The organism is Pseudomonas sp. GYB4201 (assembly GCF_056312595.1).
On sequence record NZ_JBWGIG010000004.1, the window covers coordinates 191,728 to 212,334 of the forward strand.

At 64.4% G+C, this 20,607-nt stretch carries 21 protein-coding genes; 8 read left to right on the forward strand and 13 right to left on the reverse strand.

Annotation, left to right across the window (positions count from 1 at the left end; all coding sequences use genetic code 11):
- Window positions 1–75: 75 nt before the first annotated feature.
- Together AC0Z2B_RS05655 and AC0Z2B_RS05660 are read right to left on the reverse strand one after the other, a co-directional pair.
- Window positions 76–477: a DUF2177 family protein gene (locus AC0Z2B_RS05655; RefSeq protein WP_416426494.1), complete on the reverse strand. Its 402-nt coding sequence runs from the start codon at window positions 475–477 to the stop codon at window positions 76–78.
- Window positions 478–562: 85 nt separating this feature from the next.
- Window positions 563–1,399, reverse strand: a complete 837-nt coding sequence (locus AC0Z2B_RS05660; protein ID WP_416426495.1) for a CvfB family protein — start codon at window positions 1,397–1,399, stop codon at window positions 563–565.
- Between the two features lie 317 nt (window positions 1,400–1,716).
- Here AC0Z2B_RS05660 and AC0Z2B_RS05665 point away from each other — a divergent pair, with 317 nt between their 5' ends.
- Together AC0Z2B_RS05665 and AC0Z2B_RS05670 are read left to right on the forward strand one after the other, a co-directional pair.
- On the forward strand, window positions 1,717–1,905 hold the full coding sequence (locus AC0Z2B_RS05665; protein ID WP_027977102.1) for a hypothetical protein: 189 nt from the start codon (window positions 1,717–1,719) through the stop codon (window positions 1,903–1,905).
- Between the two features lie 167 nt (window positions 1,906–2,072).
- On the forward strand, window positions 2,073–2,798 hold the full coding sequence (locus AC0Z2B_RS05670) for a TorF family putative porin (protein WP_476295530.1): 726 nt from the start codon (window positions 2,073–2,075) through the stop codon (window positions 2,796–2,798).
- A 3-nt stretch (window positions 2,799–2,801) separates the two neighbouring features.
- Here AC0Z2B_RS05670 and aceK read toward each other — a convergent pair whose 3' ends face one another.
- Window positions 2,802–4,523: a bifunctional isocitrate dehydrogenase kinase/phosphatase gene (aceK, locus tag AC0Z2B_RS05675; protein WP_476295532.1), complete on the reverse strand. Its 1,722-nt coding sequence runs from the start codon at window positions 4,521–4,523 to the stop codon at window positions 2,802–2,804.
- A gap of 228 nt (window positions 4,524–4,751) precedes the next feature.
- On the opposite strand from aceK, the gene AC0Z2B_RS05680 reads away from it, so the two are divergent.
- Window positions 4,752–5,621 (forward strand): DMT family transporter, encoded by an 870-nt coding sequence (locus AC0Z2B_RS05680; protein ID WP_476295570.1) that lies wholly within the window; start codon window positions 4,752–4,754, stop codon window positions 5,619–5,621.
- Between the two features lie 95 nt (window positions 5,622–5,716).
- On the opposite strand, the gene AC0Z2B_RS05685 is transcribed toward AC0Z2B_RS05680, so the two are convergent.
- Genes AC0Z2B_RS05685 through AC0Z2B_RS05695 form a run of 3 tightly spaced genes read right to left on the reverse strand, consistent with a single transcriptional unit; the run spans window position 5,717 to window position 9,514 of the window.
- Window positions 5,717–7,006 (reverse strand): NAD(P)/FAD-dependent oxidoreductase, encoded by a 1,290-nt coding sequence (locus tag AC0Z2B_RS05685; protein ID WP_416426498.1) that lies wholly within the window; start codon window positions 7,004–7,006, stop codon window positions 5,717–5,719.
- A 20-nt stretch (window positions 7,007–7,026) separates the two neighbouring features.
- Complete coding sequence (locus AC0Z2B_RS05690) at window positions 7,027–8,115, reverse strand: polyamine ABC transporter substrate-binding protein (protein ID WP_476295533.1); 1,089 nt, start codon at window positions 8,113–8,115, stop codon at window positions 7,027–7,029.
- Window positions 8,116–8,155: 40 nt separating this feature from the next.
- Complete coding sequence (locus AC0Z2B_RS05695) at window positions 8,156–9,514, reverse strand: glutamine synthetase family protein (protein WP_416426500.1); 1,359 nt, start codon at window positions 9,512–9,514, stop codon at window positions 8,156–8,158.
- Between the two features lie 181 nt (window positions 9,515–9,695).
- On the opposite strand from AC0Z2B_RS05695, the gene AC0Z2B_RS05700 reads away from it, so the two are divergent.
- Window positions 9,696–10,598, forward strand: coding sequence for a helix-turn-helix domain-containing protein (locus AC0Z2B_RS05700; RefSeq protein ID WP_416426502.1), 903 nt, complete (start codon window positions 9,696–9,698; stop codon window positions 10,596–10,598).
- Between the two features lie 4 nt (window positions 10,599–10,602).
- Here the strand turns inward: AC0Z2B_RS05700 and AC0Z2B_RS05705 are convergent, their stop codons facing one another.
- Window positions 10,603–11,463, reverse strand: a complete 861-nt coding sequence (locus AC0Z2B_RS05705; RefSeq protein ID WP_476295534.1) for a DMT family transporter — start codon at window positions 11,461–11,463, stop codon at window positions 10,603–10,605.
- Window positions 11,464–11,802: 339 nt separating this feature from the next.
- Window positions 11,803–12,468 carry an alpha/beta hydrolase gene (locus tag AC0Z2B_RS05710; RefSeq protein ID WP_476295535.1) on the reverse strand — a complete coding sequence of 222 codons (666 nt, stop codon included), beginning with the start codon at window positions 12,466–12,468 and terminating at the stop codon, window positions 11,803–11,805.
- A gap of 135 nt (window positions 12,469–12,603) precedes the next feature.
- Between AC0Z2B_RS05710 and AC0Z2B_RS05715 the strand changes: the two genes are divergently transcribed.
- The gene (locus AC0Z2B_RS05715; RefSeq protein ID WP_416426506.1) at window positions 12,604–13,008 is read left to right on the forward strand and encodes a heme-binding protein; all 405 of its coding nucleotides are present in this window, start codon (window positions 12,604–12,606) and stop codon (window positions 13,006–13,008) included.
- 38 nt (window positions 13,009–13,046) lie between these two features.
- On the opposite strand, the gene AC0Z2B_RS05720 is transcribed toward AC0Z2B_RS05715, so the two are convergent.
- Complete coding sequence (locus AC0Z2B_RS05720) at window positions 13,047–13,985, reverse strand: aspartyl/asparaginyl beta-hydroxylase domain-containing protein (protein WP_416426508.1); 939 nt, start codon at window positions 13,983–13,985, stop codon at window positions 13,047–13,049.
- 226 nt (window positions 13,986–14,211) lie between these two features.
- Window positions 14,212–15,186, reverse strand: coding sequence for a cysteine synthase A (cysK, locus tag AC0Z2B_RS05725; protein ID WP_416426510.1), 975 nt, complete (start codon window positions 15,184–15,186; stop codon window positions 14,212–14,214).
- Between the two features lie 124 nt (window positions 15,187–15,310).
- Between cysK and AC0Z2B_RS05730 the strand changes: the two genes are divergently transcribed.
- The 3 genes from AC0Z2B_RS05730 (at window position 15,311) to AC0Z2B_RS05740 (ending at window position 18,539) form a co-directional block, all read left to right on the forward strand.
- Window positions 15,311–16,390: a DUF748 domain-containing protein gene (locus tag AC0Z2B_RS05730; RefSeq protein ID WP_476295537.1), complete on the forward strand. Its 1,080-nt coding sequence runs from the start codon at window positions 15,311–15,313 to the stop codon at window positions 16,388–16,390.
- Window positions 16,391–16,504: 114 nt separating this feature from the next.
- Window positions 16,505–17,350, forward strand: coding sequence for an AAA family ATPase (locus AC0Z2B_RS05735; protein WP_027977089.1), 846 nt, complete (start codon window positions 16,505–16,507; stop codon window positions 17,348–17,350).
- Window positions 17,351–17,360: 10 nt separating this feature from the next.
- The gene (locus AC0Z2B_RS05740; RefSeq protein WP_476295538.1) at window positions 17,361–18,539 is read left to right on the forward strand and encodes a vWA domain-containing protein; all 1,179 of its coding nucleotides are present in this window, start codon (window positions 17,361–17,363) and stop codon (window positions 18,537–18,539) included.
- A 132-nt stretch (window positions 18,540–18,671) separates the two neighbouring features.
- Here the strand turns inward: AC0Z2B_RS05740 and AC0Z2B_RS05745 are convergent, their stop codons facing one another.
- Genes AC0Z2B_RS05745 through AC0Z2B_RS05755 form a run of 3 tightly spaced genes read right to left on the reverse strand, consistent with a single transcriptional unit; the run spans window position 18,672 to window position 20,511 of the window.
- Window positions 18,672–19,199: a DUF2937 family protein gene (locus AC0Z2B_RS05745; RefSeq protein ID WP_416426515.1), complete on the reverse strand. Its 528-nt coding sequence runs from the start codon at window positions 19,197–19,199 to the stop codon at window positions 18,672–18,674.
- A 10-nt stretch (window positions 19,200–19,209) separates the two neighbouring features.
- Entirely contained in the window at window positions 19,210–19,986 is a 777-nt protein-coding gene (locus AC0Z2B_RS05750) for a class II glutamine amidotransferase (RefSeq protein ID WP_416426516.1), read from the reverse strand.
- Window positions 19,987–20,004: 18 nt separating this feature from the next.
- A complete protein-coding gene (locus AC0Z2B_RS05755; protein ID WP_473004297.1) occupies window positions 20,005–20,511 on the reverse strand; it encodes an MFS transporter in 507 nt (168 codons plus the stop codon).
- Window positions 20,512–20,607 lie beyond the last annotated feature (96 nt).

Sequence of the window (20,607 nt, forward strand, 5' to 3'; positions counted from 1 at the left end):
GGTCAACCCCGTGCCGGGCCCGGGGGGCCGGGGGGGGGGGGGGGGGCCCCCCCCCCCCCCCCCCCGCGTCCAGCCTCACGCCCATTTGCTGGTTGCCCACACCCCAACGGCCGCCGCCAGCGCCGACACCACGATGCCCCAGAAGATATCGATGAACACCAGCAACGGCGGCCAGCCCACCAGCGTGGCCCAGTTGGTCAGGTCGTAGGTGCCGTAGGCCACCAGCCCCAGCATCGCCCCCACCCCCAGGCCGCGCCAGACGCTGCCCGCGTTCACCCCCGGCCACACCGCCAGCACCACCACGCCCAGCGCATACAGCAGGTAAAACGCTGCCGCCGGCCCGAGCAAGGGCTTGTCGCGCATCAGCGAGCCGAGCATTTGTTTGTAGGTGGGACTCATGAGCACGCCCAGCCACAGGGCGTCGAGTACAAGGATGACCAGGAGGGTGCTGACGTAGGCGATCAGGGCTTTTTTCATCGGTACACTGCCTCGAAAGGGGTTCGTACAGTGTAGGCCCAAGCCCGGCGCGAAAAGTTCACGCCGGGTGTCTAGCTCAAGGGCTTCAGGTCAATTCGATGCGGTCGGCATGAATCACCAGCTTGCCTTCCTTGTAGAGGGCACCGATGGCCTTCTTGAAGTTGCCCTTGCTCACGCCGAACAGGCCGCTGATCACGGCCGGGTCGCTCTTGTCGCTGACCGGCAGCACGCCATTGTTGTCACGCAGCTTGCCGAGGATCTGGCTGTGCAGGCTGCTGGTCAGTTGCTCACCCACCGGTTGCAGGCTGAGGGCAATCTTGCCATCGCTGCGCAGCTCCTTGATGAAGCCTTTTTCCTGCTTGCCCGAGCGCAGGAACTTGAACACTTCGTTCTTGTGAATCAGGCCCCAGTGCTTGTTGTTGATGATGGCCTTGAAACCCATGTCGGTTTCCTCGGCCACCAGCAGGTCAACTTCCTGGCCGACGCTGTAGTTGGCCGGCAACTTGTCCAGGTAGCGGTCCAGGCGCGCGGTGGCGGTGATGCGCTTGGTGCGCTTGTCCAGGTAGACATGCACCACGCAGTAGTCACCCTGCTTGAGCTCGCGCTTCTCTTCGGAATACGGCAGCAGCAGGTCCTTGGGCAGGCCCCAGTCCAGGAACACGCCGATGCTGTTGATTTCGACGACTTTCAGGCTGGCGAACTCGCCTACCTGAACTTTTGGCTTTTCCGTGGTGGCCAGCAACTTGTCTTCGCTGTCCAGGTACACGAACACATTCAACCAGTCTTCATCTTCACTGGGAATATCTTTCGGAATATAACGGTTGGGCAGCAGTATTTCGCCGTCGGCGCCACCGTCCAGATATAAACCGAAGTCCGTATGTTTAACCACTTGCAAACTGTTGTAGCGCCCGACTAAAGCCATTTCAAAAAACCCTCGTTACGTGGGCGCATTCTACCCCAGATCCCCGGCTGCCGCTGCCCCACTGCGCCAAGCCTTGATTTTCAAGGGCTTGGCGCCCCGTTCGTCAGGCCATTGGTCGCCTGACCTGGCCAAGGCCGGTGCCCGACGGCCGTTTCAACACAAACTTCCCATTTAAAACAAACGCTTAGGGCCGACAAATTAAAATAAAACGAACGATTGACAAATTACTATTAAGCTATTTCCAGACCAATATTAGCCCAGCAATTAAAGCCCCCTTGCGGTATAATCACCGGCCGTATTGAAAATTGCACAGGTGAATGGCAGCCATGCGTGTTAAAGCCTCCAACAGCAAAGCCAAGCCCGCTCCGGCCGTGGAAACCAGCGAATCGATCAACGACCAGATCGCCGCCTTCCTCAAGTCCGGTGGTGAAATCCAGCAGATCGCCAAGGGCGTCAGCGGCCAGACTTTCACGCCGTCGCGCCACATCAGCCTGGGCAAGAAGTAATACCCCTGAGGCTCGTGGGCTGCCTGGCCCACCGCCTCCGCTTCACCTCCCCGCGTAGCCTTTCTGCCCATCGGCGCAGGTAAACCCGACGAACGGTATCAAACCAGCTTCGTTGCCCGGTATGCTTCACCCCTCTAGATCAAGCCTTCCAGCCCGGGAGGAGCATGATGCTCAAGCCCAGCCTACTTTTTGCAGCCACCTTGCTGGCGGCCCAATGTGCGAACGCGCAACCAGTGCAGTTGCAGCGTGACCTGGGCGACTACAGCCTGCAGATCGGCACCAACCCGGCGCGCAGCATGGCCCAGGGCCTGGTCAAACCCGCGACCTCCGACACCGTCCACGGCGGCGTGGACCTGAGCAGCGACAGCGGCTGGTACTTCGGCCAGTGGACACCCAGCATGGGCCTGACCGCGTCCACCAGCATGGAAATCGACACCTACACCGGCTTCAAGAGCTCACTCACCCAGAGCCTGGGCTACGAGGTGGGCGTGATCCACTACACCTTCCCCGACCTTGCCACCAACGACAGCCACGAGGTGTACGCCGGCCTTACCGTGCTCAGCACCCGTTTCGGCGCAGCCTTCAGCGATGACCCGGGGCGCCACGACAGCACCCTGTTCGCCGACTTCGGCCACGTGCCGCTGCTGGACTTCGGCGTGCGCGTGAAGGTCGGCGACCACCAGCTCGACACGCCCTACACCATCGGCGACGGCAGCGAAGTGCGCGGTTTCAGCGACTGGTCGGTGCAGCTGTCGCGGGCGTTCATGGGCGTGGACCTGAACCTCATCTACAGCGGCTCCAGCCTGGGCGGCGCCAGCTGCGAGGCCTACTCGGGCCAGAACAGCTGGTGCGACGGCACCCTGGTACTGCAGGCCCAGCGCTCGCTGTTCTGACCCTTATTCGTTATCCCGCTGCTGGCGGCGGTAAGGGAACACGTCGATCACCTTGCCGTCCATGATCGCGCCCTGCAGGCCTTTCCAGTAATCGGCGTCGTACAGTTCACCGTGCAACTGGCTGAACAGCTTGCGCTGGCCCGCATCGGCGAACAGGAACGGCGGAAACTCCTCCGGGAACACGTCGTGGGGGCCGATGGAATACCACGGCTCGGAGGACATCTCGTCCTCGGGAAAACGCGGCGGCGGGATGTAGCGGAAGTTCACCTCGGTGAGGTAGCTGATTTCGTCGTAGTCGTAGAACACCACGCGGCCGTGACGGGTGACGCCGAAGTTCTTCAGCAGCATGTCGCCGGGGAAGATGTTCGCCGCTGCCAGTTGCTTGATGGCCAGGCCGTAGTCTTCCAGCGCCTCGCGCACCTGGGGCTCGTTGGCGCTTTCCAGGTACAGGTTCAGCGGCGTCATGCGCCGTTCGGTCCAGCAGTGGCGAATCAGCACGGTGTCGCCTTCCAACTGCACGGTGGAAGGCGCCACCTCCAGCAGCTCGGCCAGGCACTCGGGGTCGAACTTGCTCTGGGGGAAGCGAAAATCGGCGAACTCCTGGGTGTCGGCCATGCGCCCCACGCGATCGACGCTTTTCACCAGGCGGTATTTCTCGATGACGGTATTGCGGTCGACGTTCTTCGAGGGCGAGAAGCGGTCCTTGATGATCTTGAACACTGTGTTGAAGCCCGGCAGGGTGAACACCGACATGACCATGCCACGCACGCCGGGGGCCATGATGAAACGGTCGTCGGTCTTGGCCAGGTGGCGGATCAGTGCGCGGTAGAACTCCGACTTGCCGTGCTTGTAGAAGCCGATGGAGGTGTACAGCTCGGCGATGTGCTTGCCCGGGAGGATGCGCTTGAGGAAGCCGACGAACTCGGCCGGCACCGGCACGTCCACCATGAAGTACGAGCGGGTGAAGGAGAAGATGATCGACACCTCGGCCTCGTCGGTGATCAGCGCATCCACGCGCACGCCCTGCCCTTCGCGGTGCAGGAACGCAATCGCCACCGGCCACTGCTCGTCGCGGGTGTACAGGCGGCCGACCAGGTAGGCGCCCTTGTTGCGGTACAGCACCGAGGAAAACAGCTCCAGGCACAGCTCGCTGTCCTTGCACACCCAGTCGGGCAGGTGCTCGCGCAAATGACCCTGCAGGCGCTGGATATCGCCCTCAAGGTCGGCGTAGGGCACCTCGAAACGGTAGTCGCGGAACACCTGGGCGAGCATATTGCCCAGCTGGCCGTTGGGCTTGTAGGTGCGCGTCTGCGGCGCGCGCTCGCCGCGCAGGCTGGGGCGCGTGGTGTGGATGAACATGCAGCCGTCGGTGATCAGGTCATGGCTGAACAGGCCGCAGAAGATCGAGTTGTACCAGGTCTCGGCCAGTTCATCGTCGAAACGCAGGTCAATCAGGCGGATATAGGCGCTTTTCACCAAGGGCCACAGGCTGACGTCCATCAGCACCGGGTGTTCGAAGCCCTCGCGCAGGGCGCCCACGGTCTGCGCCACCTTCTCTTCATACAGGTTGATGCGCGCCGCCGACGCCTGCTGGATGTCCTGCCAATGGGCCTGCTCGAACCGCGCGCGGGCGCCGTCGGTGATCAGCCGGAAATGTTCGCGGTAGTCGTCGAAGCCGTCGAGGATGGTGCGGGCGATCTCGGCGGCCGGCCATTGTTGCGCCATGGGTGAAGCCTCTGCGAAGGGGGCGAACCCCAAGCGTAGCAACCATTGTTTGTAGCCGCTGCCGAAGGCTGCGCTGGCCGGTGTGTACACTGGCGATCTGCAGCGGGGCACTGGGCCAGCGCAGCCTTCGGCAGCGGCTACGAGGGTGGTTGCCAACGCAGGCGTGCTCTAGGAGACTTGCCGCCCTGCCCACCGGATCTGGAGATCCCCTTGAAACCTGCCTCCCTCATGAACATGTTGCTGCTTGCCGCCGTCTGGGGTGCCAGCTTCCTGTTCATGCGCGTCATTGCCCCGGTGCTGGGCGCCTTCCCCACGGCCTTTTTCCGCGTGGCCATCGCCGCTACCGGCCTGCTGGTGATACTGGGCCTGATGCGCGTGAAGTGGGATTTCCAGGGCAAGCTCAAGACCTGCCTGCTGCTGGGCATGATCAACTCCGGCATGCCTGCCACCCTGTACTCGGTGGCCGCCCAGGTGCTGCCGGCCGGCTATTCGGCGATTTTCAACGCCACCACGCCGCTGATGGGCGTTTTGATTGGCGGCCTGTTCTTCCATGAGCGCCTGACCCCGCTCAAGCTGCTGGGGGTGTTCGCCGGGCTGTTCGGCGTCGGCATCCTCACCCGCGCCGGCCCCGTGGCCTTCGACCTGCAACTGGCCCTGGGCGCCGTGGCCTGCCTGCTGGCCACCACCTGCTACGGCTTCGCCGGTTTCCTGGCCCGGCGCTGGCTGGACCAGCAAGGCGGCCTGGACCCGCGCCTGTCGGCCCTGGGCAGCATGCTTGGCGCCACCCTGCTGCTGACGCCGCTGTGCGCCGCCAGCGTAGCCATCGCCCCGCCGGCCAGCTGGGGCGGCTGGGAGGTATGGGGGTCGCTGCTGGGGTTGGGCCTGGTGTGCACGGCGTTCGCCTACATCCTGTACTTCCGCCTGCTGACCGACATCGGCCCGGTGAAGTCCAGCACCGTGACCTTCATGATCCCGGCGTTCGGCGTGTTGTGGGGGGCGTTGCTGCTGGGCGAGCCGCTGTCGTGGGCGCACCTGTATGGCGGGGTGTTGATTGGCTTGGCGTTGTATCTCGTCCTGAAACCCACAAAACCCCTGTAGCAGCGGCCACAGGCCGCGTCCCGCAACGCCGCTCCCATAAGGGATTACGCGGTGCTTCTGGACGCGGCCTGCGGCCGCTGCTACGGGGATGGGTGTCAGCCCAGCATTTCCTTGAGGCGGTACCACGCCATGCCCAGCGCCAGCAGCGGCGAGCGCAGGGCCTTGCCGCCCGGGAAGGTCATGTGCGGCACCTTGCTGAACACGTCGAAGCCGTGGCTGTGGCCGGCATGGATGGCCTCGGCCAGCAGTTTCGCCGTCCAGTGGGTAACGTTCACCCCATGCCCACTGTAGCCCTGGGCGTAGTACACGTTGGGGTGCTGGCTGAGCCGGCCTACCTGGGGGAAACGGTTGGCGGTGATGCCGATCATGCCGCCCCACTGGTAGTCCAATTTCACGTTGGCCAGTTGCGGGAACACCTTGAGCATCTTCGGCCGCATGTAGGCGCCGATGTCCGCCGGGTCCTTGCCCGAATAGTGACAGGCGCCGCCGAACAGCAGGCGGCGGTCGGCCGTGAGGCGGTAGTAGTCCAGGCCCACTTTCTGGTCGCACAGCGCCAGGTCCAACGGGATCAGGCTCTGCGCCACCTCGCGGCTCAACGGTTCGGTGGTGATGATGTAGCTGCCGGCGGGCAGCACCTTGCCGCTCAGGCGTGGCTCCAGGTCATCCAGGTGGGCGTTGCAGCCCAGCACCAGGTGGCCGGCGCGCACCGTGCCGCCGGCGCAGCGCACCTGCACGGTGCTGCCGTGGATGATCTCCAGCGCCGGGCTGTGCTCGAAGATGCGCACGCCCTGGGCCTGGGCCAGCCGCGCTTCGGCCAGCACCAGGCGCAGCGGGTGCAGGTGCCCCGAGCCCATGTCGATGAAGCCGCCGGCGTACTGGTCGCTGGCCACCACTTCGCTCATCTGCCCCGGGCCGACGATGCGGGTTGCATGGCTGTAGCCGATGTCGCCCAGCCAGCGCTGTTCCTCGGCGAACGCGGCGAACTGCGCCGGGGTGTTCGCCAGTTCGCAGAAGCCCCAGCGCAGGTCGCAGTCGATGTTGTTGGCCTCGATGCGCTCGCGCACCACCGCCACCGACTCGATGCCCGCCTGCTCCAGGTAGCGCACGCCGTCGTTGCCCACGTAGCGGGCGAAACCGTCCACCGCGTGGCCGATGCCACGGATCAGTTGCCCGCCGTTGCGGCCACTGGCGCCCCAGCCGATTCGCCGCCCTTCCAGCAGCACCACCGACAAGCCACGCGCGGCCAGTTCAAGGGCCGTGTTGACGCCGGTGAAGCCACCGCCTATCACGCACACATCGGCGACCAGGTCCTCCCCCAGGCAGGGGTAGTCAGGCATCTGGCCGGCGGTTGCCGCGTAGTAGGAACGGGCATGTTCTGAATGCATCACCATCACACTTCTCGCTGTCAGCGGTTTGACTTGATGTCGGTCCAGTCGCGGGTCATCAAGCGCATGATGGCCGGCGTCGGGGCGGTGGAAATGTACAGCTTGTCCAGCACCTCCTGGGGCGGGTAGACCTCAGGATTGCTCAGCAACTCGGGGTCCATGTACTGCTTGGCCTCGACGTTGGGGTTGGCGTAGCCCACGGTGGCGCTGACCTTGGCGATTACCTGCGGGTCGAGCAGGTTGTTGATGAAGGCATGGGCCTCTTTCACGTCGGCGGCGTCGGCGGGGATGGCCAGCAGGTCGAACCACAGGTTGGCGCCTTCCTTGGGAATGGCGTAGGCGATATGAATGCCGTTCTTGGCTTCCTTGGCGCGGTTGGCGGCCTGGAACACGTCACCCGAGTAGCCGAAGGCCACGCAGATGTTGCCGTTGGCCAGGTCCGAGACGTACTTGGACGAGTGGAAGTAGGTGACGTACGGGCGCACGGTCTTGAGCTTGGCCTTGACCTTGGCGTAGTCCTCCGGCTTGTTGCTGCGCGGGTCCATACCCATGTAGTTGAGCACGGCGGGCATCACTTCGTCGGCCGAGTCCATCATCGACACGCCACACTTGGCGAGCTTCTTCATGTTCTCGGGCTCGAACAGCACGGCCCAGGAGTCGATGTGGTCGACGCCCAGCACCTGCTTCACCTTGTCCACGTTGTAGCCAATGCCGTTGGTGCCCCACAGGTACGGCACCGAGTGCTCGTTGCCCGGGTCATTCTTCTCCAGCAGGGCCATCAGTTTGGGGTCCAGGTTTTTCCAGTTCGGCAGCTGCGAGCGGTCCAGTTTCAGGAACGCCCCGGCCTTTACCTGGCGCCCCAGGAAATGGTTGGAGGGCACCACCACGTCGTAGCCGGTGTGGCCGGCCAGCAACTTGCCCTCCAGGGTCTCGTTGGAGTCGAATACGTCGTACACCACCTTGATGCCGGTCTTGGCGGTGAAATCCGCCAGCGTCGTGTCACCAATGTAGTCGGTCCAGTTGTAGACGCTGACAGAGCCTTCGGCATGGGCGCCGGTGGCGCACAGCAGCGCCAGCGCCGCGGGTAACATGGATTTCAGTAAACGCATTCGACTCACTCCGTTGGTACTTTTCTAATGGTTTTTTTGCTTACACGCTCAGCAGCAGGAATTCACGCTCCCAGGAGCTGATGACCCGCTTGAAGTTTTCATGCTCGGCACGTTTCACCGCCACGTAGCCGCGGACGAACTTCTCGCCCAGGTACTTGATCACGGTGTCGCACTCTTCCATATGCGCCAAGGCGTCCTCGATGGTGATCGGCAGGCGCAGGTTGCGGCGCTCGTAGGCCCGGCCTTCCACCGGCGCGCTCGGCTCGATGTGCTCGACCATGCCCAGGTAGCCGCACAGCAGGCTGGCGGCGATCGCCAGGTAAGGGTTGGCGTCGGCGCCCGGCAGGCGGTTTTCCACGCGCATGGCTTCGGGGCTGGCGTCCGGCACGCGCAGGCCCACGGTGCGGTTCTCTTCGCCCCACTCCACGTTCACCGGTGCCGAGGTGTCCGGCAGGAAGCGGCGGAACGAGTTGACGTTGGGCGCGAACATCGGCAGCAGCTTGGGAATGTACTTCTGCAAGCCGCCGATGTGGTGGAGGAACAGCTGGCTCTTGCTGCCGTCTTCGTTGACGAAGATCGGCTTGCCGGTGGCGATGTCGACCACGCTCTGGTGCAGGTGCATGGCGCTGCCCGGCTCGTCGCCCACCGGCTTGGCCATGAAGGTGGCGGTGACGTTGTGCTTGAGCGCCGCCTCGCGCATGGTGCGCTTGAAGATGGTGATCTGGTCGGCCAGGTCCAGGGCGTCGCCGTGGCGGAAGTTGATTTCCATCTGCGCCGGGCCGTCTTCGTGGATCAGCGTGTCCAGGTCCAGGCCCTGGGCTTCACACCAGTCGTAGACGTCTTCGAACAGCGGGTCGAATTCGTTGGCGGCGTCGATGGAGAACGACTGCCGGCCGCTTTCGGCGCGGCCCGAGCGGCCCAGCGGCGCGCGCAGGGGCAGGTCCGGGTCTTCGCAGCGCTGGGTCAGGTAGAACTCCATCTCGGGCGCCACGATAGGCTGCCAGCCCTTGTCGGCGTACAGCTTGAGGACTTTCTTCAAGACGTTGCGCGGCGACAGCTCGACCGGGTTGCCCTGCTTGTCGAAGGTGTCGTGGATGACGATGGCCGTGGGCTCGATGGCCCACGGGATCACGTAGATCGACGAAGGGTCCGGGCGGCAGATCATGTCGATGTCCGCCGGGTCCAGCAGGTCGTAGTAGATGTCGTCGTCGACAAAATCCCCGGTTACCGTTTGCAACAGCACGCTTTCCGGCAGGCGCATGCCGCGCTCGTGCAGGAATTTGTTGGTGGGTGCTATCTTGCCGCGGGCGATGCCGGTCAGGTCGCTGACCACACATTCAACCTCGGTAATCTTGTGATCTTTCAGCCAACTGGACAGTTGGTCGAAGGGGGCATTCATAAAGACCTCGTCGTGGATGATGTGAGCGCCGGTATTGTATGTTTTTTCCCTCACCGGAATGAGGCTTGGGGTGTCTCTTCCCCTTGGGCGCGTTCCCTTATATCTTGCGCAAGCGGCTTATAACCATCTATCCATTTTACGCACGCCGAAATGCACCATTATGGTGCGCCAAGGTCATCGCATGAAAGAGCCTTTTTCGCTTAACGTCCAGGCCTTCGACACCGGCAGCTTTGCCGAACAGATCCAGGTCACCCCCGGCTGGGTGCAGGACTACCAGCAGATGTCGCCCGGGCATTTCCGCGGCCGCATCCGCTACCTCGACCTGCAGGGCGTGGAAATCTACGAAGAAGGCATGAACACCCGCGTGGAGCAGCATTTCAGTGCGCCCAAGGGCTCGCTGGCGTTCTGCTTCGACCTGAGCGAGCAGTCGCTGTATTTGCTCAACGGCGAGAGCCGCAACATCTGGATCACCCCGGAGAACTACCGCGAGGTGGCCGTGGTGTTCGGCCCGCAGTTTGTCCGCGAGCACGGCCTGGACAGCGCGCGCCTGGCCGGGCTGTTCATGGCGCCGCTGAGCTGCGGCCAGAACGCGCTGTTCACCCGCTGGCTGAGCAGCACCCTCACCCGCCTGGCCCAGGCCGAGCACGCCCCCGACCGCGAGGCGCTGACCGCGCAGCTGCTGGACGACTGCCTGTTCATCCTCGACCACGCCTCGGTGGGCCTGGACGGCAGCGCGCTGCAACGCCGCGCTGCGGAACGGCGGATCATGAAGCGGGTGTTCGAATGGGCAGCCGATGTGCCGGACGAGACCCTGAACCTGGTGGAGCTGGCCAGCGTCGCCGAAGTGTCGCTGCGCCAGCTGCAGCAGGCGTTCAAGGCCTACACCGGCATGGCGCCGGCGCAGTGGCTGCGCTTGAAGCGGCTGAACAACGCGCACCGCGAACTGCTGAAGGCCCAGGGCAGCGCCACCACGGTGGCCGAGGTGGCGATGCACTGGTCGTTCTGGCACCTGGGGCGCTTCTCCAGCAGCTACCGGGCGCTGTTCGACGAACTGCCCAGCGAGACCCTCAAGCGCAAGCGCTGAGGCCCTAGGCCTTGCGGAACACGAACACCAGCCCCAGCACGATCAGGCCCATGCCCGCCACGCTCAGCAGCGCCAGGCGGTTGCCGAAGATCAGCCAGTCCATCACCGCCGTCACCGCCGGCACCAGGTAGAACAGGCTGGTGACGTTCACCAGGTTGCCGCGGGCAATCAAGCGGTACAGCAGCAAGGTGGCCAGCACCGACACCACCAGCCCCATGTACAGCACCGGCACGTAGAACGACAGGCTGTGCTCGATGTGGAACGGCTGGCTGGGCGTGAACAACGCACACAGCAGCATGCCCGCCGCGTACTGCACCGGCAGCGTGCCCAGCGGGTCGGTGCTGATGCGCTTCTGCATGATCGAGCCCAGGGTCATGCTGAGCATGGCCAGCAGCGCGAAGGCCATGCCGGCCATGGACATGCCGGCGATGCCGATGCTCTGGAACACCACCAGCACCAGCCCTGCCAGCCCCAGGCACAGCCCGAACAGCCGGGTGAAGGAATGGCGACGCTCCACCAGCACGGCGGTGAGGATCGGCTGCACGCCCATCACCGTGGCCATCACCCCGGGGGTGACCTTCAGGCTCAAGGCCAGGATGTAGAAGATCTGGTAGGCGCCCAGCAGCACCAGGCCGGTGGCAATGGCGTACAGCACGCCTTGCCGAGTGCCGGGCAGGCGCAGCTTGAGCACCGGGATCAGCAGTACCAGCGCCACCAGGGCGATGGCGAAACGGCACAGCAGGAAGGCGAACGCCGAGGCGTGGGCCAAGCCCCATTTGGAGAAAATGGCGCCACTGCTCCACAGCAGGACGAACAGGATGGTCGAGGCCGCCGAGGCCACGGAGTCTTTCGAAAAGGCAAACATGTATGCACCTGTCATTCGGGCCAATCAAGGCCAGCACGGCTAAACAGCCGGGTTCAGTGTTTTGATGTGCGGGTCAGACCGCAGGAACAACGCCTGGAGGGGGTGCAACGACTGCACACACGGGCGTCTGAACGACAGGAGGGGGATATTGACCGAGCATGGCCGGTTGCTGGTCCACGCGCGGCACGCCGACAGCGTGAGCTGTGCGAGGTTTGCCGGTGGGGAAGCAGGAGGTGGCCATGGGGTGCTCGTTATCTGGTGAAGGCCGACTATAGCAAGGGTTGGATCGCGTTGCCAGCGGACGCAGCCTTCGGCAGCTGCTACGGGCACCCTTCCGGCTTACGCCGGGATCAGTGCGTTCAACCACTCGACGAAATCTGCCACCACTGCGCCGCTCAGTTCATGGCCGATGGGGTACAGCTTGAGCTCGTGGCGCACCCCCAGTTCGTTGAGGAACTGGTCGGCGCGCTCGGCCCAGCTGACCGGCAGCTTGTTGTCGTGAATGCCGTGGGCGACGAACGCCTTCAGCGCCGACAGCTCCAGCGGCCCGGCCAACCGCACGGCGATTTCCGGGAGGATGCGGCCGCTGAGCAGGCCGAAGCCCTTGAACAGCGCTGGCGCGGTGAGGCCGCTGCTGGCGCTCATGATGCCGCCCTGGCTGAAACCGGCGATCACCGTGGGCAGCGGCGGCAGCGCCTGCGCCAGGGCCAGCAGCTGGCGGCGGCTGGCTTCGGCCTGCTCGGCGTTGATCACCGGGCCCTGCTCCCCGAACTGCACGTTGAACCAGGCGAACTGCTGCGGGCCGATGGCCAGCGGCCCCTGCACCGCCAGCACTTCAAAGTCGCCGGGCATGTGCTCGCCCAGCGCCACCATGCCGCGCTCGTTGCTGCCCACCCCGTGCAGCAGCAACAGGCGCCCGCGCACCGGGCCGCTGGCCGGGCTGAGGCGGTAGTGGAGGTGCGAAACCGGGTCGTGTTGCAGGTCACCGAAGGTGCGAGTGGTCATCAACGTGGTCCTTGAAGGCAATGGCTCTAGCCTAGGCCATCGGCGCCGTTCTGATAAGTCGCCATTGATGGGACAAAGCATCCCGCCGCGTGTGAAGATAACGGCAGTTGCCCCACCCAATAAAAGGACTGATCGATGCGCACCAAAGCCGTACTGGGCCACACCGAAACCACCCGAATCATGGCCGCCGCCCGCGCCGAAGCGCTGCAGAACCACTGGGCCGTGACCATCGCCATCGTCGATGACGGCGGCCACCTGCTGGCCCTGGAACGCCTGGACGGCGCCGCCTCCAGCACCGCCTACCTGGCCCCCGAGAAGGCCCGCACCTCGGCCATCAGCGGCCGCGAGTCGAAGTATTACGAAGAGCTGGTGAACAACGGCCGCAACTCGTTCCTGTCGGTGGACATCATGACCTGCCTGGAAGGCGCGGTGCCGATCGTCCACGACGGCCAGGTGATTGGCGCCATTGGCGTGTCAGGGGTGAAGTCGGAGTTTGACGCGCAAATTGCCCGCGCCGGCGCCGCCGTGCTGGGTCAATAAGGCAGCAGGGCCCCGGCCGAGCGGCCGGGGCACGGGGCTTAGCCGAACAGCCAGTAGCCCAGGGCAGTCAGCACCACCACCGCCAGCACCGGGCGCATGACGCGGTAGGCCTTGGGGTTGGCGCGCTTGAACTTCTTCACCTTGCCGGCGATGCCGTCGCTGAAGCGCTTGCTCCAGGCGTAGGCCTGGTTGATGCCGCCCACGCGTTCTTCATCGACGTTCTGCGGCGCCGTGGCGCGGCCCAGGAAGGCGCTGACGCTGCGGTTGATGCGGCCCATCAGGCGGCTGCTGAGCGGGCGCTCGATGTCGCAGAACAGGATCACGCGGGTGAAGTCGGTCTCGTTCTTGACCCAATGCACGTAGGTCTCGTCGAACATCACGTCTTCGCCGTCGCGCCAGGCGTATTCCTGGCCATCGACGAAGATGCGGCAGGCGTCGGAATTCGGCGTCGACAGGCCCAGGTGGTAGCGCAGGGAGCCGGCGAACGGGTCACGGTGCGGGTTCAGGTGGCTGCCGCCGGGCAGCAGCGCGAACATCGCGCCCTTGACGTTGGGAATGCGGCTGACCAGCTCGACGGTCTTGGGGCACAGGGCCACGGCCGATGGCAGCGGCTGGTCGTACCACTTGAGGTAGAAACGCTTCCAGCCTTTCTTGAAGAACGAACCGAAGCCGGCGTCGTTGTTCTTCTCGGCGGCGCGAATGTAGCCCTCGTCGAACAGGTGCATGGCTTCTTCGCGGATGGTTTCCCAGTTGTCCTTCAGCAGGTCCAGCTCGGGGAACTTGCTGCGGTCCAGGTAGGGCTTGGACGGCACGGCGGAGAACAGGTACATCAGCGCGTTGTACGGCGCGAAGAAGGCGGAGTGGTTGACGAACTGGCGCAACACCGGCAGGCGCGCCTTGCCGCGCAAGTGCACGTAAAGGATGCTGCAGACGAACAGCATCAGCACCGCAAGCTTGACGGTGAGTGAAAGGGTCATGCAACAACTCCTTGAATGGGCAGTCCGCCATGATAAACCCTGGGAGGCCAGCTAAACAGCCGCTCCGGACGAGATTCATTATTGCGTGGGCGGCAAAGACGGGCATTGAGCCAAGTCAAGACCTGTAGCCGCTGCCGCCAGGCTGCGCTGGCCCCCGTTTACGCTGAAGATCTACAGCGAAGCACAGGGCCTGCGCAGCCTGGCGGCAGCGGCTACGGGCGGCGGGTTACTGCTGGTTTTCCGCCTCGGTGAACAGGTCGGCGAACAGCATGCTCGACAGGTAGCGCTCGCCCGAGTCCGGCAGGATCACGACGATGGTCTTGCCCTGCATTTCCGGCTTCTCGGCCAGGCGCACGGCGGCGGCCATGGCGGCGCCACAGGAAATGCCGCACAGAATGCCTTCTTCCTGCATCAGGCGCAGGGCCATGGCCTTGGCCTCGTCGTCGCTGACCAGCTCCACGCGGTCCACCAGCGACAGGTCGAGGTTCTTCGGCACGAAACCGGCGCCGATGCCCTGGATCTTGTGCGGGCTGGGCTTGATCTCTTCACCGGCGATGGCCTGGGTGATGACCGGCGAACCGATGGGCTCCACCGCCACCGAGAGAATCGACTTGCCCTGGGTGTGCTTGATGTAGCGGGAAATGCCGGTGATGGTGCCACCGGTGCCCACGCCCGCCACCAGCACGTCCACGGCGCCGTCGGTGTCGTTCCAGATCTCCGGGCCGGTGGTCTTCTCGTGAATGGCCGGGTTGGCCGGGTTGCTGAACTGCTGCGGCATGAAATAGGTGTCGGGGTTGGCCTTGGCCAGCTCCTCGGCCTTCTCGATGGCGCCCTTCATGCCCTTGGCCGGCTCGGTCAGCAGCAGCTCGGCACCCAGGGCCTTGAGCACCTTGCGGCGCTCGATGCTCATGGACGCCGGCATGGTCAGCACCAGCTTGTAGCCGCGGGCGGCGGCGACGAACGCCAGGCCGATGCCGGTGTTGCCCGAAGTGGGCTCGATGATGGTCATGCCCGGCTTGAGCTTGCCGCTGCTTTCGGCGTCCCAGATCATGTTGGCACCGATGCGGCACTTGACCGAATACCCCGGGTTGCGGCCCTCGATCTTGGCCAGCACGGTCACGCCGCGCGGGGCGATGCGGTTGATCTGCACCAGCGGCGTGTTGCCGATGGAATGCGCGTTGTCAGCGAAAATGCGGCTCATGGCAGGAGGTCCTTATGCACCAGCGTAAAAATTCAAGGGTAAGCCCGGGGGCCTGGCGAGTCCAGTGCGAACGGATGCGGTGGCCGCAGGTCAATGCCTGTATACGGTCCCGGACATGCGCATCATGAAACGTCGCTACAGCTGGCCCTTGTGGACGGTGGCAGTCATTGTGCTGTTGCTGATCGTGGTACACGTCGCCCTGCCCTACGTGGTGCGCAATTACCTCAACGACAAGCTGGCCGACATGGGCGCCTACCGCGGCCACGTGGCCGACGTCGACCTGGCGCTGTGGCGCGGCGCCTACAAGATCAATGGCCTGGAGATCGTCAAGGTCGACGGCAAGGTGCCGGTGCCGCTGCTGACTGCGCCACTGATCGACCTGTCGGTGAGCTGGTCGTCGCTGTGGTACGACCATGCCGTGGTGGCCAAGGCGGAGTTCGTCGACCCCGAGCTCAACTTCGTCGACGGCGGCGCCAACAAGCAGGCCTCGCAGACCGGTGCCGGCACCGACTGGCGCGCGCAGATGAACAAACTGCTGCCCATCACCCTCGACGAGGTGCGCATCGACAACGGTACCATCACCTTCCGCAACTTCAGCTCCAAGCCGCCGGTAAAACTGTCCGCCGACCAGGTCAACGCCAGCATCTTCAACCTCACCAACGTCGCCGACAAACAGGGCAAGCGCAACGCCCGCTTCGAAGGCCACGCCCATCTGTTCGGCCAGGCACCGCTGGAAACCACCGCCACCTTCGACCCCTTCAGCAACTTCGAGGACTTCCAGTTCCGCCTGCGCACCACCGGCATCGAGCTGCGCAAGGTCAACGACTTCAGCAGCGCCTACGGCAAGTTCGACTTCAACGCCGGCACCGGCGACGTGGTCATCGAAGCCACGGCGAAAAAAGGCCAGCTGACCGGCTACATCAAGCCACTGCTGCACAACGTCGAAGTGTTCAACTGGCAGCAGGACGTGGAAAACAAGAACAAGAGCTTCTTCCGCTCGGTGTGGGAAGCCATCGTCGGCGGCACCCAGACCCTGCTCAAGAACCAGCAGAAAAACCAGTTCGCCACCCGCGTCGACCTCAGCGGCAGCGTGCACCGCCAGGACATCAGCGCCCTGGAAGCCTTCTGGGAGATCTTGCGCAACGGCTTCGTCCAGGCGTTCAACGCCAGATACGAGCAGGCACCGCCGAAAGAAGGCGGCTGATTGCCTCTGTCGTGTTCATTCAGCGACTGAATAGTGGTGCTGCGTTCACATTCGACCGGGCCGCGCGTTATAGTCGCTGCCATAACAAACTCTCGGAACAGAGGACAGGCACACATGAAGTTCGAAGGCACCGCGGCATACGTCGCCACAGACGACCTGAAACTGGCGGTGAACGCGGCCATCACCCTGCAGCGCCCGCTGCTGGTGAAGGGTGAGCCGGGCACCGGCAAGACCATGCTCGCCGAGCAACTGGCCGAATCCTTCGGTGCGCGCCTGATCACCTGGCACATCAAGTCCACCACCAAGGCCCACCAGGGCTTGTACGAGTACGACGCGGTGAGCCGCCTGCGCGACTCGCAACTGGGCGTGGACAAGGTGCACGACGTGCGCAACTACCTGAAGAAAGGCAAGCTGTGGGAGGCCTTCGAGTCCGAGGAGCGGGTGATTCTGCTGATCGACGAGATCGACAAGGCCGACATCGAGTTCCCCAACGACCTGTTGCAGGAACTCGACAAGATGGAGTTCTACGTCTACGAAATCGACGAGACCATCAAGGCCAAGCAGCGCCCGATCATCATCATTACTTCCAACAACGAGAAAGAACTGCCGGACGCCTTCCTGCGCCGCTGCTTCTTCCACTACATCGCCTTCCCCGACCGCACCACGCTGCAGAAGATCGTCGACGTGCACTACCCCGACATCAAGAAAGAGCTGGTGAGCGAAGCCCTGGATGTGTTCTTCGACGTGCGCAAGGTGCCAGGCCTGAAGAAGAAGCCCTCTACTTCCGAGCTGGTGGATTGGCTGAAGCTGCTGATGGCCGACAACATCGGCGAAGCGGTGCTGCGCGAGCGCGACCCCACCAAGGCCATCCCGCCGCTGGCCGGCGCCCTGGTGAAGAACGAGCAGGACGTGCAACTGCTCGAACGCCTGGCGTTCATGAGCCGACGCGGCAACCGCTGAGGGGCCTGCCATGCTGCTCAACCTGTTCAACGAGATGCGCGCCGCCAAGGTGCCGGTCTCGGTGCGTGAACTGCTGGACCTGATCAACGCCCTGCAGGCGCGGGTGACCTTCGCCGACATGGACGAGTTCTACTACCTGTCGCGGGCCATCCTGGTGAAGGACGAGCGCCATTTCGACAAGTTCGACCGTGCCTTCGCCGCCTACTTCAACGGCCTGGAAAAGCTCGACGACCATCTGCAGGCGCTGATTCCCGAGGAATGGCTGCGCAAGGAATTCGAACGCAGCCTTACCGACGAGGAGCGCGCGCAGATCCAGTCCCTGGGCGGCCTCGACAAGCTGATCGAAGAGTTCAAGAAGCGCCTGGAAGAACAGAAGGAACGCCATGCCAGCGGCAACAAGTGGATCGGCACTGGCGGCACCAGCCCGTTCGGCTCCGGCGGTTTCAACCCCGAGGGCATCCGCGTCGGCGACGCCGGCAAGCGCCAGGGCAAGGCCGTGAAGGTGTGGGACCAGCGCGAGTACAAGAACCTCGACGACCAGGTGGAGCTGGGCACGCGCAACATCAAGGTGGCCCTGCGCCGCCTGCGCAAGTTCGCCCGCCAGGGCGCCGCCGAGGAGCTGGACATCGACGGCACCATCGACCACACCGCCCGCGACGCCGGCCTGTTGAACATCCAGATGCGCCCCGAGCGGCGCAACACGGTGAAGCTGCTGTTGCTGTTCGACATCGGCGGTTCCATGGACGCCCACGTGAAGATCTGCGAGGAGCTGTTCTCGGCCTGCAAGACCGAGTTCAAGCACCTGGAGTACTTCTACTTCCACAACTTCGTCTACGAGTCGGTGTGGAAGAACAACATGCGCCGCACCTCGGAGCGCACCGCCACCCAGGACCTGCTGCACAAGTACGGGCCGGACTGGAAGGTGATCTTCGTCGGCGACGCGGCCATGGCGCCGTACGAAATCACCCAGCCGGGTGGCAGCGTCGAGCACTGGAACGAGGAAGCCGGGTATGTGTGGATGCAGCGCTTCATGGAGAAGTACAAGAAGCTGATCTGGATCAACCCGTATCCGAAGGACACCTGGGGTTATACGGCGTCGACCAACATCGTGCGCGAGTTGATCGAGGACCAGATGTACCCGCTGACGCTGCGCGGGTTGGAAGAAGGGATGCGTTTCCTGTCCAAATAACCTTTGCGGCAGCCGCTACAGGAACCGCGTAGCAGCTGCCGAAGGCTGCGTCCGAGGCCACCCGCAAAACCGCGGCGCCCATGACGCGGCCTGCGGCCGCTGCTACGGGAACTGCGCGTCCGGCGGCGCCGGCTAGCGCCAGTGCTCGGGCACTTCGCCCTTGTACTTGCGCACGCCGTACAGGGTCCAGGCCGGCAGCATGATCAGGCATTCCAGCACCAGCGCCAGCACGAAGGCCACGCCCACACCCCAGCCGATGGCTTCAGGCACCAGCAGCACCTGGTAGGTGTAGCCGTTGAGGGTTTCCTGGCTGATCTGCGGGTCGGCGGCGGTCAGCACGTGCCAGTCGCGGGTCCACCAGGGGCCCTGCAGGGCCATCCATTCGCTGTCCAGCGCCTGGTGGCGGTTGATCAGCGTGCCCAGGCTCTGGCTATCGCTCTGGAACACCGGGTCGGTGCTTTCGCGGTAGTGGGCGATCAGCGCCTGCAGGTCACCGTTGAAGAACTTGTCGGCGGTGTCCTGGAAGCCGCGCAGGCTCTGCTGCGCCTCCATCAGGTGGGCTTCCACGCGGTGGGCGTAGTCGTTGATCAACCCGGGCACTTGCACGCCCAGCAGCAGTCCGACGGCGAACAGCACCAGTCGCAGGTAACTTCGCAGCATGTGTGGCTTCCTAGTCGGTGGTGCCCTGGAGCACGCACTCGCCGCGGCGCCAAAGCGCCCATTGGCCAGGCTCGTAGCGGTTCCAGGTTTCGTTATCGGTCAACGGTTCGGTGGTAATCACCGACACCACGTCGTTGGGGGTGGTCTCGGCCTGGAAGTCGACGGTCACGTCCACGTCCTTGAGCCGGGCCGGGCCGAACGGCGCGCGCCGGGTAATGTGGGCAAGTTTCGTCGAACAGAAGCAGAACAGCCAGTCGCCGTCGCTGAGCAGGCCGTTGAACACGCCCTTGGAACGGTAGTGGGCGCAGGCCTCGACCAGGGTGGGCAGCAACTGCTCGACCTCCACCGGCTCCGGGAACGCTTCGCGCACGCGGTTCAGCAGGTCGCAGAAGGCCGCTTCGCTGTCGGTGTCACCCACCGGCCGGTAGAAGGTGGCCGCCGGGTTGAAATCGGCCAACTGGCCGTTGTGGGCGAAGCACCAGTTACGCCCCCACAGCTCGCGCACGAAGGGGTGGGTGTTGGACAGGCAGACCTTGCCAACGTTGGCCTGGCGTATGTGGCCGATCACCACCTCGCTCTTGATCGGGTAGCGCTGCACCAGTTCGGCCACCTGCGATTCGCTGCTGGCGGCCGGGTCCTGGAACAGGCGCAGGCCACGGCCCTCGTAGAAGGCAATGCCCCAGCCGTCGCGGTGCGGGCCGGTGCGGCCGCCGCGCTGCATCAGCCCGGTGAAGCTGAAGACAATATCGGTCGGCACGTTGGCACTCATGCCCAGCAATTCACACATGGCGGCTCTCTTGATGGCTTACAGGCGCGGCTCGACCCGCATGCGCCCGGCCGGGCTGGGTGGCGTCGGGGTTGGCGGCGTGCGGCCATAGCGGTCGCCAGCACCGAAGGGCTCGTCCGGCTCGTCGCGGCGCTGGGCGTCGGCCTTGGCCAGCGCTTCGTCGCGAGCCGCCTGCTCAGCGCGGCGCGCGCGGCTGCTGCGCTCGATGGGCCAGCGGATCAGGGCGTAGATCACGTACAGCACCAGGGCGATCAGGCTGTACATGGCCAGGTCCGACATGGCCGGCAGCGCGTGCCCGGCGTCCTTGAACAGGATGTCCAGGGCCGTCATGGCCACGGCCGGGGCGAACATGCCCTTGCCGGGGTCGACGATGGTGGGGGTGAACAGCAGCACTGCCATCACAATGCGCAGTGGCTGGCGCAGCCAGCGCCAGATCCAGGTGGTCAGGCGCAGCCATACCATCAGGCAACCGAAGGCGGCGAAGGCGTAGATACCCCAGGCGAGGAAATAGTCGTTCTCGGTCATGGTGTCCGTGGCAAGGCAGGCAAATAGGCGCTTATGATAACGACTTTTCGCCGTGCAGGCGCCCCCCATGCCAAATGGCCCGCCGGGCGCCGCCAA